Origin of the sequence: Streptomyces sp. DSM 41931 (assembly GCF_050271085.1) — a bacterium.
GTDB lineage: Bacteria > Actinomycetota > Actinomycetes > Streptomycetales > Streptomycetaceae > Streptomyces > Streptomyces albogriseolus.
Genome location: NZ_CP189903.1, coordinates 206454 through 218760, shown reverse-complemented (window position 1 = coordinate 218760; position 12307 = coordinate 206454). Strand labels below are relative to the sequence as shown.

Below are 12307 nucleotides of genomic sequence, written 5' to 3'. Positions count from 1 at the left end.
CGTGACAGTCGACGACCTCGTCGCCCTGGCGGAGGGGCTGGAGGACCACCTCGGGGACCCGCACGACGCCGGGGCCCGTATGCCGTTCTCGAAGGTGCTGGCCTTCGACGAGCGGGAGGAGTTCCCCTACGAGCTCACCGATCTGCTCCAGGCCTGGGGCGTGCACGAGTACTGCCTGCCCGAACGGTGGGGCGGGCGGGCCGGTGACGTGGAGGTGGGGTTCAACCTGGTGCGTCTTGTGGCCCGCCGGGACCCGACCACCGCGACCGCGCTGATGATCACCAACGTGGCGTTCATGCCGCACTGGATCGCCGCCGGCGACGAGCAGGGCCGGGCCGCCGTGCACGGCATCCGGCACGGCGTCCGGATGTCCTGGGGGCTGTCCGAACGGCGGCACGGCAGCGACGTGCTGGCCAACGAGATGCGGGCCGAGCGGGTGCCCGGCGGCTGGCGGCTCACCGGCGAGAAGTACCTGATCGGCAACGCCACGATCGCCGACGTGGTGAGCGTCCAGGCGCGCACGGCCGAGCGCGGGGGGCCGGGCGGCTGGTCGGTGTTCGCGCTGGACCGGCGGCGGTGCCCGGCCGGCACGGTCGCGGCCCTGCCCAACGAGCGCCTGCACGGGCTGCGGGCGCTGGACATGAGCGGCATCCGGGTCGACGGCGTGTTCGTGCCGGAGGACGCCCTGGTCGGGGCCGAGGGGCAGGGTCTGGAACTGGCCCTGAAGAGCGCCCAGGTGGCCCGGGTGGTCATCGGCAGCATCGCCCTGGGGGCGGTGGACACCGCGCTGCGGCTGACGATGGACTTCGCCGCGCGGCGGGAGATCTTCGGGCAGCGGGTCGCCGACATCCCCTACTCCCGGCGCCAGCTGGCCGAGTGCTTCGCCGACCTGATGGTGGCGGACGCGGTGTGCGGCGGCGCGGTGCGCGCGCTGCAGAGCAACCCGGCGCAGGCCAGCGTGTGCTCCTCGGTGGTCAAGTACTTCGTGCCGACGCTGCTGGAGCGCACCATGGGGCAGCTGTCGGTGCTGCTCGGGGCGCGGCTGTACCTGCGGGACCATCCGCACTTCGGCGTCTACCAGAAGATGCTGCGGGACCTGGCGGCGGTCTCGTTCGTCGACGGCAACACCGTGGTGAACCTGAAGAACATCGCGGCGCAGCTCGACGGGCTGCTGGGCACGGCGCGGGACGCCGGCGACGGCCTGCGGGCGGAGGCGGTGGAGCGCGTCGGCGTCATGTTCGGCCTGGACGCCGAGCTGCCGGTGTGGCGTCCGGAGCGGCAGCTGCTGGTCAGCCGGGGCCGGGACGACGTCCTGCTGGCCCTGCCCGACTCGCTGGAGCGGCTGCGGGACCTGGCGGAGCGTCAGCGCGACGGGCGGGACCGGGCGTTGTTCCACCGTGCGGCGGAGACGGGTGACCGGCTGCTGAAGGAGTTCGACCGGCTGCTGGGCGAGACGGCCCGGCTGAAGGAGGACGTGGGACGCGGGTACGCCGCGACCGCCGAGCAGTTCCGCCTGGCCGAGCAGTACTGCGCCCTGCACGCGGGCGCGGCGGCGATCCACCTCGCGGTGCGCTCGCAGGGCGCGCTGGGCGAGGGCTTCCCCGATCCGGCGGTGCTGCTGCTGTGCCTGGAGCGGGTGTGGCGTCAGTTCCGTCCGACGGAGACGGTGACGGACGCGGCCGTGGTCGACCGGGTGGCGGGGGTCCTGAGCGGACTGCACGAGGAGGGCCGGCTGTTCTCCCACTGGCCGGTCCGGGTGCGGGCGTCGGCGGACTGGACGGCGTGAGCGGGGGCCGGCGGGCGGGACGGCGGCGGTCCGCCGGGCGACGGGGCGCGCCCGTGGACCGCCGCCCGGGTCACAGGTCGACGACCAGGCGTGCGCCGCGGGCCCGGGACACGCACGGGTAGACGATGTCGGTGCGCCCGCGCTCCGTGGCGGGGAGCACGTCGTCGCGGTGGTCGGGGGTCCCCGCGAGGACGCGCAGTTCGCAGGAGCCGCACAGGCCGTCCTCGCAGGAGGCGGCGAGCTGCGGCGCGCACTCGCGCAGCGCCTCCAGGGCCGACCGGCCGGCGGGCACGTGGACGACCTCGCCGGTGCTGCTCAGCTCGATGTCGAAGGGCCGGTCGCCCTCGGGCGAGGCCGGCCGGGCGCTCGGGGTGAACCGTTCCAGGTGCAGGGTGCCCTGCGGGCAGGCGCGGTCCATGAGCTCCTCCACGGCGCGCATCATGCCGTCCGGGCCGCAGCAGTGGACCGCGGTGCCGGCCGGGGAGGCGGCGAGCAGGGCCGCGAGGTCGGGGCGCTCCGACTCGTCGCGGGCGTGGACGAGCACCCGGTCGGGCCCGTACCGCTCCAGCTCCGTCAGGAACGCCATGCCGGCCCTGCTGCGGCCGACGTAGACCAGCCGCCAGTCGGCGCCGCGCCGTTCGGCCTCCTCGATCATCGGCAGGAACGGCACCACGCCGATGCCTCCGGCGACGAACAGGTACCGCTCCGCGTCGGCCAGCGGGAAGTGGTTGCGCGGTCCGCGCACGGCGATGCGGTCGCCGGCGGCGAGCCGGTGCGCCTCCAGCGATCCGCCGCGGCCCTCGGGCTCCTTCAGCACCGCCACCCGGTAGCAGGAGCGGTCGTCCGGGTCGCCGTGGAGGGAGTACTGCCGGATCCGTCCGGAGGGCAGCACCAGGTCGATGTGCGCGCCGGCCGTCCACGGGGCGACCGGCCCGCCCGCCGCGGGTTCGAGCCGCAGGCCGACGACGCCGTCGGCGAGGCGGTCGACGGCCGCCACGGTCACCGGCGTGTCCGCGGGGGCGCCCGCCGTGGACGCCCTGCGCCGGGCACTGGCCTCCGCGTGGCGCCGGCCGCGCGGGGTGCGGCCCCACGGCTTGTACACCGACAGCAGGGACAGGAACACCAGCAGGGCGAACACCGGGGGGACCGTCCAGGCCAGCACGGCCGCCTCGGTCCCGGGCCGGTAGGTGTCGCCGCGGGTCTCCCCGGCGCGCTCCGCGGCGGTCAGCACCAGGGGGTGGGTGTAGACCCAGGCGAACACCGCGACGGACAGGGCGAGCACCCATTTGACCAGCACCCACCAGTGGCGCAGCAGCCCCCAGGGGGTGCCGCAGCCCAGCAGGACGCCGGTGACTCCACTGACGAGGCTGACGAGCGACACCGTTGTCTCGTCGAAGACGTACATCGCGTAGTACGCGCCCTCGGCGACGCCCGGGTCGGAGGTGAGGTAGCCGATCAGGGCGAGGGTGGCCATCGACATCGACAGGCCCATCCAGCCGACCGACGACGCGATGTGCAGGGCGAGCGTCAGCTTCCGCCCCCGCGCGCCGAGGCGGAACTCCTCTCGCCGTCCGCGCCGTCTCCGCTTCCCGCCGTCCGGCCTCTCCTCGGGCCGGGGTTGCTCCTGACGCTGTGGCGGCCGGGGCGCCGGCCGGTCCAGTGCGGGGGTGGACACGATGACCTCACGTTCCCTTCGTGTCGGTGGGGGGGGTCGACGGGGCCGAGGGTCACAGGCGCCGCTGGAGTCCGGACGGAAACCGGCCGACCGGTTCCGATTCCTTTTCCGGAACGGCCTGCCGAACGAAGCCCGAAAATGGCCGGCTGACAATCCGCTGACGATCGTCCCGAAAGCTGACGGTCTTCTGTCAGTTCCGTTTTGTGCGGGGGGAAACCGCAGGCAACCGAGTTGCGCACCGCGGGAATGCGAGCCGCAGGAAAGCCTTCGTCGCTTTTCGGACAGGTCGCTTCTTTGCCGGGTGTGTGGCGCGAACCCTAATGTCGCCGCCCTGGCTCAGGAACACGCACGACCCTTCCGGAAAGGAATGGCGGCCTGTGGTGATACGTCCTGTCGACCGAAGAAACAAGCCCGACCGTGAGAGGCGGCGCCCCGAACGCGGGCCCGCCGTCGGGCTGGAACAGCTGATCCAGCAGTGCCGGGCGGGTGACGTCAAGGCGTGGGAGAGGCTGATCCGGCTCTACAGTCCGGCCGTGTGGACCGTGGTGCGCTCGCACGGTCTCGGCCACGCCGACTGCGAGGACGCTTATCAGCTGACCTGGCAGCGGCTGGTGGAGCACATCCACACGCTGAAGCAGCCGGGGCGGATAGCGGCCTGGCTGGTCACGGTGGCCAAGCGGGAGGCGCTCGCCCGGGCCCGGCAGTCCCGGCGGGTGGTGAGCGTCCCGGAACCCGCCGACCTGGTGCGGGCCGCGGATCCCGAGCATGCGATGCCCGCGCCGGAGGAGCGTGTGCTCGCCCGCGCCGACGGGGAGCGGCTCCAGGCGGTGCTGGAGGACCTGCCCGACCAGCAGCGGGAGTTGCTGGGGCTGCTCTTCGCCGAGCCGCCCCTCAGCTACGACCACATCTCGCAGACCCTGGGCATCGCCCGCGGGTCCATAGGCCCCACCCGGCGCCGCATCCTCGCCAAGCTGCACGGCGAGCTCGTCGGGCAGGAGTGAGCGCGGCGGAGGCCGACGCCGCCCGGACGCCCTGACCGCCCGCCGGATGTATCCAGGGCTCCCCCCGCCCCCTCTGTTTCTGCGACAACGGCGACGCACGAGGGAGTGTGAGAGCACGTGACGGACACCGGGATCCTGCGTCTGCTCGAACCGAGTGCGCTGGCCGACCCGCATCCCCTCTACCGGGAATGGCGGCAACAGGGCCCCGTCCTCTGGGACTCCGGCATCGAGGCCTGGCTCGTCACGGGGTACGAGGAGGCGTTCACCACCCTGCGCGACGCCGAGACCTTCTGCCAGGACTGGCGGCGGGTCGGCGTCGACACCCCGCCCGCCCTGCTGAGCCTCCAGACCCTGGACCCGCCGGAGCACACCCGGATACGGAAGCTGATGCTCGACGGCTTCAAGGCGGCCGGTCCGGGCCGGCCGGCCGAGGCGGTCCGCACCGTGCTCGACGAACGACTGGCGCTGGCGGAGAAGGAGGACGACGGCTTCGACTTCGTACGGCTGGTCGCCGAACCCGTCGCCCTGCGGGCCGTCACCGCGCTCCTGGGCGTGCCGCAGCCGGACCGGGACTGGTTCGTGCCGCTGTCCGACACGATCGTGGACGGCATGGACGCGAGCCTGCGCCCCGAGGCTTACGAACCCGGGGTGGCGGCGCGCGCCGAGCTGTCACGGCTGGTGAGCCGCTGGGCCGGGGAACCGCTGCCGGACGGGTTCGCCCGGCATGTGCTGGCGACGGCGCCGGACGCCGGCGTGGACCGCGAGGTCGTGCTCAACTCGCTGCGGGTGGTGCTGCAGGCCGGGTTCCAGACGGCCAGCAGGTTCCTCGCCACCGGACTGCTGACCCTGCTGCGCATCCCCCCGGACGAGCGCGTCGTGGTCGACACCGACAAGGCCGTCCACGAACTGGTCCGCCACTCCGGTCCCGTGCATGTGGAGAGCCGCGCCTGCGTCCGCGACACCGTGCTGGGCGGGCGGCGCATCCGCAGGGGCCAGATCGTCTCCTGCTTCCTCGGCGCCGCCAACCGGGACGCCTCCGTCTTCCCCGAGCCCGACCGGCTCGTGTGGGACCGCACACCCAACCGCCATCTGGGCTTCGGCCGGGGCCCGCACGCCTGCCTCGGCGCCCAGGTCGCCGTGGAGGTCGCCCGCCAGGTCCTCGGCACCGTCGGCCGCCGGTTCCCCCAGGCCCGGCTGCTGGCCGAGCCGGTGCCGCGGCCCAACGTGACCGAACACGGGATGTACTCCCTCCGAGTTTCGTTCTGACGCGCCCCAGCGGGCGCCGCCGGAACGAGCCCCCTGCCGCCGAGACCTCCGGGAGGTGACAGCGATGCGTCACATCCACTGAATGCCCCGCCACGCGGGACGAGTCCCCCACACGTGGGACTGAGCCGAGCACGTGGTCCGCCGGGTACAACGGGACGCCCCGTACCCGGCGGGCCCGTGGCGTCGAAGGACCGGACGACGCACGAGCGAGGGGACCGCCTGTGGCACGGACCGGAACGGAGCCGGCGCCGGCCCCCGCGGCACCGGCACCCGGCTACCGGGCGGTGCTGCGCGCCCCGGGCATGCGGGCCGTGTTCGCCGCCCACGCCGTCTCGATGGCCGGGAAGCTGGCCGCCGAGGTGGCCCTGTCGATCCTCGTCCACCAGCGCACCGGCTCCCCGCTGCTGTCGTCGCTCGTGCTGGTCTGCGCCTTCGCGCCGCACGCCGTCGGCGGCACCGCCCTGTCCGCGCTCGCCGACCGCTACCCGCCCCGCCGGGTCCTGGCCGGCTGCGACCTGCTGGCCGCCGTCTGCGTCGCCGCCATGCTCCTGCCCGGTCTGCCCGTGGCCGCGCTGCTGCTCCTGCTGCTGGGCACCGGGCTGGTCGCGCCCGTCGCGCAGGGGGCCCGCGCCGCGATCCTGACCCAGCTGCTGGACGACGGCCTGTTCCCGGTCGGCCGGTCGCTGCTGCGGACCATCAGCCAGACCGCCGTCGTCACCGGCTTCGCCCTGGGCGGGGTCCTGGTCGCCGCGGTCGGCCCGTCCCGGACGCTCGCCGCCGACGCCGTGAGCCTGCTGGTGTCCGCCGCCCTGGCCGGTCTGTGCACCCCCGCGACGCCGGCGCTCGCCCCGGACGGCCGCCGCTCCCCCGCCGGCGTCCTCGCGGACTCCGCCGACGGCCTGCGGCGCCTGTTCGCCGACCGCAAGGTCCGCCGGCTCGTCCTGCTGACCTGGGCCGTGCCCGGGTTCTCCGCGGTGGGCGACGGTCTGGCCGTCGCCTACACCGCCCAGGCCGGCGCCCCGGCCACCGCCGCGGGCGCCCTCTTCACCGGGTACGCCGCCGGGACGGTGCTCGGCGAGACCGCGGTGGCCCGGCTCGCACCGGCACGCAGGCGGCGGCTGGTCGTCCCGCTGCTGGTCTGCTCCCAGGCCCCGCTGGCCGCGTTCCTCCTGGGGCCGCCCGTGCCGGCGGCGGTGGCGCTGCTGGCTCTCTCCGGGGCCGGCTTCGCCTGCAACCAGGGAATCGACCCGCTGATCCTTGCGGCGACCGAACCGGCCTACCGCGGACGCCTGTTCACCGTGCAGACCAGCGGGATGATGACGGTGCAGGGCGCGGCGATCGCACTGTCCGGCGCGGCCGGCACCGTGGTCGCCCCCGGGCTGGTCATCGGGGCGTCCGGGGTGGCGGGGACGGCCGTGGTGGTCATTCTGTTCGTGCGGGCGCGGGGCTGAGGGACGCCGCGGTCCACGCCTCGCGCACGGCGCGGGCCCGGGCCCCGTCGAGCCGTCCCGAGGCGCCGCGGGCTGCGGAGTCGACGTCCACGCCGAGGAAACGGGGATGGGCGGTGAGGGACGCGTAGGCCGGGGCGTTCTCCGCGTCCAGCCCGCCGGCCAGGAGGAAGGGCCGGGTGAGCCGGCCGGCGAGGGCGGCGGCGGCCGCAGGGTCGAGGGGCCGCCCGGTGGAGCCCAGGGCGCCGTCCGCGGTGGCGCTGTCCAGCAGGAACACGTCGGCGCCGGTGCGTTCGTAGGCGCTCAGCAGGCCCGACTCCAGGCAGCCGCCTCCGCGCAGGTGCAGCACCTTGACGACCGTCAGGTCCGGCGGTCCGTGCCGTTTGAGGGCGCGGACCAGCGCCGGTGGCTGGTGACCGTGCAGCTGGACCCAGCGGATCCCGGTGGCCCCGAGGACGGCGGTCAGCTCGTCGCGGTCGGCGGAGAGGGTGACCAGCACCGGGGTCAGGCCGCTGTCGCGCGCCGTGGCGGCCAGGACGGCGAGCCGGTCCCGCGGCAGCTCCGCCCGGCCGCCGGGCACGCCGTGCCACAGGCCGACCAGGTCGGCGCCTGCCCCGGCCAGTTCCCGCACCTCGCGCCGGGTGACGGCCCCGCAGAACTTCACCAGCGTCACGCGGCGCTCCCGTCCCGCGCCTCGCCGGCCAGGGAGCCGGCGGCGAGACGGGTGCCGTCCCCGCGGAAGAGACCGGGGTGCGCGGCGCGCAGGTCGGCGAGGACGAACTCGTAGGGCAGGTCGTCGAACTCCCCGTGGTGGCGGAGGAATTCCATCTGGCGGCGGCCCTCGGCGTCGTAGGGGTGGTGGACGCTGTCGGCGGTCCCGTCGAAGTCGAGGGGCGCCATGCGGTACAGCCGGCACAGGGTGCGGTTGAACACGGGCGTGGCCTTCACCCAGCGGCCGTTCAGGAACACCGACGTCAGGCAGTGCTGGTGGAACACGTCGCCGCCGAGCAGCCGGATCAGGCGCGGCGAGGCCAGGTGGTTGCGCACGTCGGTGAGGACCAGCCGGGCGGGGACGCCGACGGAGCGCAGCGCCGCCGCGTAGACGACGGACTTGTGCAGGCACATGCCGGAGCCGGTGCGCAGCACGTTTCTGGCCCTCAGGCCCTCGCGGCTGAGGTCGGCGCCGTAGACCTCGTAGCGGATGCCGTCGCGCACGGCGTGGTAGAGCGCCACGGCGCGCTCCGTGGGAGTCGCGTCGGGGGCGGTGTCCGCGAGCGCCGTGCGGACGAACCCGGTCACCTCCGGGGAGGTGTGGTCGAGGAACTCGGTGGCGCGCAGGGCGGCTTCGGTCATCGGGTGTCCTTCGGGTCCTCGGCGGCCTCGGGGCGCGTGCCCGCTCACAGGCCGAGCATGGTGGCGATGCGGTTGCGCTGGATCTCGGAGCTGCCCGAGTAGATGGTCCCGGCCACCGAGTCGCGCAGCTGTCGTTCGATGCCGTATTCGGTCATGTAGCCGTTGCCGCCGAAGATCTGGACCGCGGAGAGCGCGGAGGCGACGTTGGCCTCGCTGGTGACCAGCTTGGCGATCGCCACGTCCTCGGTGACGTTCTCCCCTGCCACGAGTTTCTCCGCGGTGCCGTACAGCCAGCGGCGGGCGGTCTCCACGCCGATCCGCATGTCGACGATGCGGTGGGAGACGGCCTGGAAGGAGCCGATGGTCCGGCCGAACTGGCTGCGGGTGCGGGCGTGTTCGACGCAGCGCGCCAGGCGGTGGCTCATCTCTCCGGCGGTGACGGCGAAGGAGCACAGGATCTCCCACTTCATCACATGGTCCAGGACCAGGAAGCCGCCGCCGACGCGGCCGAGGACCCGGTCGGCGGGGATCCGGCAGCCGTCGAGGAACAGCTCGCCCAGCGGCGAGGACCGCAGGCCCATCTTGGACACGGGGCGGCCGACGCCGAGGCCGGGGGTGTCCCGGTCGACGAGGAACGCGGTGATGCCCAGCGGGCCGCCGCGCGGATCGGTCCTGGCGTACACCACGAACACGTCGGCGACGGGTCCGTTGCTGACGAACGCCTTGCCCCCGGTGAGGACGAAGGAGTCGCCGTCGCGTTCGGCGCGGGTGCGCATCGCCAGGGCGTCCGAGCCGCTGTCGGGTTCGCTGATGGCGTGGGCGCCGATCAGTTCCCCGGAGCAGACGCCGGGCAGGTAGCGCTCCTTGAGCGCGGCGGAGCCGTACCGCTGCAGCGGTACGCCGGTGCTGACCATGCTGGTGCACACCGAGAAGCTGAGCCCCGCGTCGCGGCACCCCTCCCCCAGTCCTTCCAGCACGTGCATCGTGGTGGGCAGGGACCGTCCGAGGCCGCCGAAGCGCTCCTCGAAGGGCAGGCCGAGGATGCCGGTGCGCCGGACCAGTTCCCAGGCGTCCCGGGAGAAGACGGCGTCGGCGTCGCGTTCGGCGTGGCCGTCGTTCAGCTTGTCCAGCCACGGCCGCAGGCCCTGGCGCAGTGCTTCGTCGTCGTCGCTGAAACGCATGTCACACCGTCCCGGTCCCGGCGGTCGCCGGCTCGGAGGTGGGGGCGGTCACGGCGGAGGATCCTTCCGTCGGGGTGGGGGTGTCCGGACGCAGACCGCCGGCGAACGCGGCGAGCCGTGCCACGGGGTCGTCACCCGCCTCGAGGGCCTGCTCGACCCGGGCGACGGCCGCGCTGCCGACGACGGCGGCGTCGGCGCCGAGCCGTCCCAGCCGCTCGACGTCCGCGGCAGTGCGCACGCCGAAACCGACGGCGACGGGCACCCGCGCGGCCGGGCGCAGCGCGGCGAGGGTCCGGGCCAGCGCGTCCTGGTCGGGGGGTGCGGTGGTGCCGCTGCGGCCGTAGTGCGCGACCAGGTAGAGGTAGGCGGAGGCGTCGGCGGCGGCGCGGGCGACGGCCTCGGGCCTGGAGACGGCGTAGCAGGTGGCCACGACCGGCAGGCCGGCCCGCGCGGCGGTGTCCAGGTAGGGCTCGCGCAGCCGTGGCGGCAGACCGTGCAGCAGCAGGCCGTCGCAGCCGGCGTCGGCGGCCCGGGCGGTGAAGGCGGCGAGCCCAGGGCCCTTGACGGTGTGCCCGAAGTCGGCGAGCAGCGCGATGCGCAGCCGGCGCAGGCGCGGCCGCACGGCCGCGACCGCGTCGAGGACGGCGGCGGCGGTGACGCCGGCGTCCAGGGCGCGGCGGGCCGAGCGGCGCACGACCGGTCCGTCGGTGACCGAGTCCGGGAAGGGCACGGCGAGTTCGAGGCACTCCACCCCGCTGTCGTCGAGCGCGGCGGCCACGTCGGCCAGCCGGTCCAGGGGCGGGTCACCGGCGTTGAGGAAGAGGGCGAGGCCCGGCCGTGCGTCGTCGCGCCGGGGGAAGAAGCCCGGCGTCGGGGGCACGACGGCGGCAGGGCCCGCCGGGGGCTCGGCGTGGGGCATGGGGCTCCTCCTGGCGGACGGTGGGCGGCTGGGGGCGGGCTGACGGGTCGTCGGGCGGGGGCGTGGCCGGGCTCCGTGCCGGTCCGTCACCCCGGCAGGAGCGTGCGGGCGACCCGTTCGCGGTCGACCTTGCCCGTGCTGGTCCTGGGCAGGGGGTGCCCGGTGACGCGCACCGTGGAGGGGATCGCGGCGCGGGGCAGTCCGCGCGCCAGATGGCCGCGCAGCGCCAGCCCGTCGAGGCCGTCGGCGCCGCGGACCACGGCGTGCAGCAGCTTCCCGGCCAGCGGGTCGGGCAGGGCCAGCACGGCCGCCTCGCGCACCAGGGGGTGGGTGAGCAGGACCGCCTCGACCTCCTGCGGGTTGACGCGTACGCCGCGCACCTTGACCTGGAAGTCGGTGCGGCCCCGGAGGGTGCAGGTGCCGTCGGCGGCGCGGTGCACCAGGTCGCCGCTGCGGAAGTAGCGCCGGCCGGGCAGGCCCCGCGGGTGGGGGGCGAAGGCCGTGCCGGCGGAGGCGCCGAGGTAGCCCTCGCTCTGGAACGGGGTGGAGACGTACAGCTCGCCGCGGCCCTCACCCTCGACGACGGAGCCGTCCTCGGCGACGACCAGGGCGTGCACCCCGGGCAGCGGCCGGCCGATGGGCAGCGGGCCGGGGCCGGCGTCCCGGTCCGGGTCGATCTCGTGCAGGAAGCTGTCGTTGGTCTCGGTGCAGCCGTAGACGTTGTGCAGGCGGGCCGCGGGCAGCAGCGGGGGCAGCGCGGCCAGCACGGGCGAGGGAAGGGCGTCGCCGGTGGTGAGGGCGTGCCGCACGGCGGGCAGCGCGCGTCCGGCGGCGGCGTCCGCGAGCAGCCGGTAGAACAGGGGCACCGCCTGGACGACCTCCACCCGGTGCCGGTGGAGCAGGTCGAAGAGATGGGCGCCGCGCGCCGCCCGGCCGGGGTCGGCGAGCACCACCCGGCCGCCGCGGGCGAGCGTGGTCCACACGTCCAGCAGGCACAGGTCGAAGTTGAGGGGCGCGTGGTTGAGGACGGGGGTGTCCTCGGTGATGCCGAAGGCGTCCGCCGCCCAGCCGGTGAAGCGGTCGACCGCCGCCGCGGGCAGCGGGACCGCCTTGGGCACGCCGGTGGAACCGGACGTCGTCAGGATGAAGGCGGTGCCGTCCCGGCGGTCGTCACGGGCGGGGGCGCGGGGCTCCGCGGTGGCGGTGTCGTCGTCCCGCGCGGTCAGCAGCACGGGGACGCCGGCCGCGTCGGTGAGCCGGGCGCGGACGTCCTGCCCGAGGGTGGGCGAGGGCAGCAGCACCGGCCGGCGTTCCAGCAGGCAGGCGAGCACCAGGGCGACGGTGGCGGGCGACTTGACGGCGAGGACGCCGACGGGTTCGCCGGGGGCGAGGCCGAGGTCCGCGACGCGCCCGCGCTGGGCGGTGGCGCGGGCGAGGAGCGTCCCGTAGGTGACCTCCTCGCAGTCCCCGGTCAGTGCCACGGCGTCCGGCCGGCGCCGGGCCTGTGCCAGGAAGCCGTCCACCAGCGTGGCGCTCATGCGCTGCCCCCTGCCGTCGTCGTCGCCGGGTCACGCCTCGTCCCGCCCGGTGCGGGAGGCGTCGTCCGCCTCGATGCTCGGGCCGGCCCCTGGAGCGGCGTTCGAGCCGCGGTGCAGGCGGCGGGCCGGGCCCGGACAGG

10 protein-coding genes are annotated in these 12307 nt (G+C 75.2%); 4 read left to right on the top strand and 6 right to left on the bottom strand.

Annotated features, from left to right (window positions below):
• Nucleotide 1 precedes the first annotated feature (1 nt).
• Entirely contained in the window at nucleotides 2–1786 is a 1785-nt protein-coding gene (locus ACP7TJ_RS32900) for an acyl-CoA dehydrogenase (RefSeq protein WP_427767768.1), read from the top strand.
• A 70-nt stretch (nucleotides 1787–1856) separates the two neighbouring features.
• Here ACP7TJ_RS32900 and ACP7TJ_RS32895 read toward each other — a convergent pair whose 3' ends face one another.
• The gene (locus ACP7TJ_RS32895) at nucleotides 1857–3461 is read right to left on the bottom strand and encodes a PDR/VanB family oxidoreductase (protein ID WP_427767765.1); all 1605 of its coding nucleotides are present in this window, start codon (nucleotides 3459–3461) and stop codon (nucleotides 1857–1859) included.
• Between the two features lie 377 nt (nucleotides 3462–3838).
• Here ACP7TJ_RS32895 and ACP7TJ_RS32890 point away from each other — a divergent pair, with 377 nt between their 5' ends.
• The 3 genes from ACP7TJ_RS32890 (at nucleotide 3839) to ACP7TJ_RS32880 (ending at nucleotide 7179) form a co-directional block, all read left to right on the top strand.
• Complete coding sequence (locus ACP7TJ_RS32890; RefSeq protein ID WP_167744108.1) at nucleotides 3839–4462, top strand: RNA polymerase sigma factor; 624 nt, start codon at nucleotides 3839–3841, stop codon at nucleotides 4460–4462.
• A 117-nt stretch (nucleotides 4463–4579) separates the two neighbouring features.
• Nucleotides 4580–5728, top strand: coding sequence for a cytochrome P450 (locus ACP7TJ_RS32885; protein ID WP_093764026.1), 1149 nt, complete (start codon nucleotides 4580–4582; stop codon nucleotides 5726–5728).
• A 221-nt stretch (nucleotides 5729–5949) separates the two neighbouring features.
• Entirely contained in the window at nucleotides 5950–7179 is a 1230-nt protein-coding gene (locus tag ACP7TJ_RS32880; protein WP_427767760.1) for an MFS transporter, read from the top strand.
• Here ACP7TJ_RS32880 and ACP7TJ_RS32875 read toward each other — a convergent pair.
• The 5 genes from ACP7TJ_RS32875 to ACP7TJ_RS32855 all read right to left on the bottom strand — a co-directional run bounded on the left by ACP7TJ_RS32875 (nucleotide 7151) and on the right by ACP7TJ_RS32855 (nucleotide 12167).
• Complete coding sequence (locus ACP7TJ_RS32875) at nucleotides 7151–7849, bottom strand: phosphoribosylanthranilate isomerase (protein ID WP_367496105.1); 699 nt, start codon at nucleotides 7847–7849, stop codon at nucleotides 7151–7153. The genes ACP7TJ_RS32880 and ACP7TJ_RS32875 overlap by 29 nt on opposite strands.
• Nucleotides 7846–8529, bottom strand: coding sequence for a transglutaminase-like domain-containing protein (locus tag ACP7TJ_RS32870; RefSeq protein WP_427767757.1), 684 nt, complete (start codon nucleotides 8527–8529; stop codon nucleotides 7846–7848). The genes ACP7TJ_RS32875 and ACP7TJ_RS32870 overlap by 4 nt, the downstream gene beginning before the upstream one ends.
• A 44-nt stretch (nucleotides 8530–8573) precedes the next feature.
• On the bottom strand, nucleotides 8574–9710 hold the full coding sequence (locus tag ACP7TJ_RS32865; protein ID WP_167744106.1) for an acyl-CoA dehydrogenase family protein: 1137 nt from the start codon (nucleotides 9708–9710) through the stop codon (nucleotides 8574–8576).
• A 1-nt stretch (nucleotide 9711) separates the two neighbouring features.
• Nucleotides 9712–10629 (bottom strand): tryptophan synthase subunit alpha, encoded by a 918-nt coding sequence (gene trpA, locus ACP7TJ_RS32860; RefSeq protein ID WP_427767753.1) that lies wholly within the window; start codon nucleotides 10627–10629, stop codon nucleotides 9712–9714.
• Nucleotides 10630–10715: 86 nt separating this feature from the next.
• On the bottom strand, nucleotides 10716–12167 hold the full coding sequence (locus ACP7TJ_RS32855) for an AMP-binding protein (protein ID WP_093764030.1): 1452 nt from the start codon (nucleotides 12165–12167) through the stop codon (nucleotides 10716–10718).
• Between the last annotated feature and the right edge of the window lie 140 nt (nucleotides 12168–12307).

What these genes read in the sequence shown, in the direction of transcription:
- ACP7TJ_RS32870 (WP_427767757.1), bottom strand. Translation starts at nt 8,529, where the DNA reads ATGACCGAAGCCGCCCTGCGCGCCACCGAGTTCCTCGACCACACCTCC.
- ACP7TJ_RS32865 (WP_167744106.1), bottom strand. Translation starts at nt 9,710, where the DNA reads ATGCGTTTCAGCGACGACGACGAAGCACTGCGCCAGGGCCTGCGGCCG.
- trpA (WP_427767753.1), bottom strand. Translation starts at nt 10,629, where the DNA reads ATGCCCCACGCCGAGCCCCCGGCGGGCCCTGCCGCCGTCGTGCCCCCG.
- ACP7TJ_RS32855 (WP_093764030.1), bottom strand. Translation starts at nt 12,167, where the DNA reads ATGAGCGCCACGCTGGTGGACGGCTTCCTGGCACAGGCCCGGCGCCGG.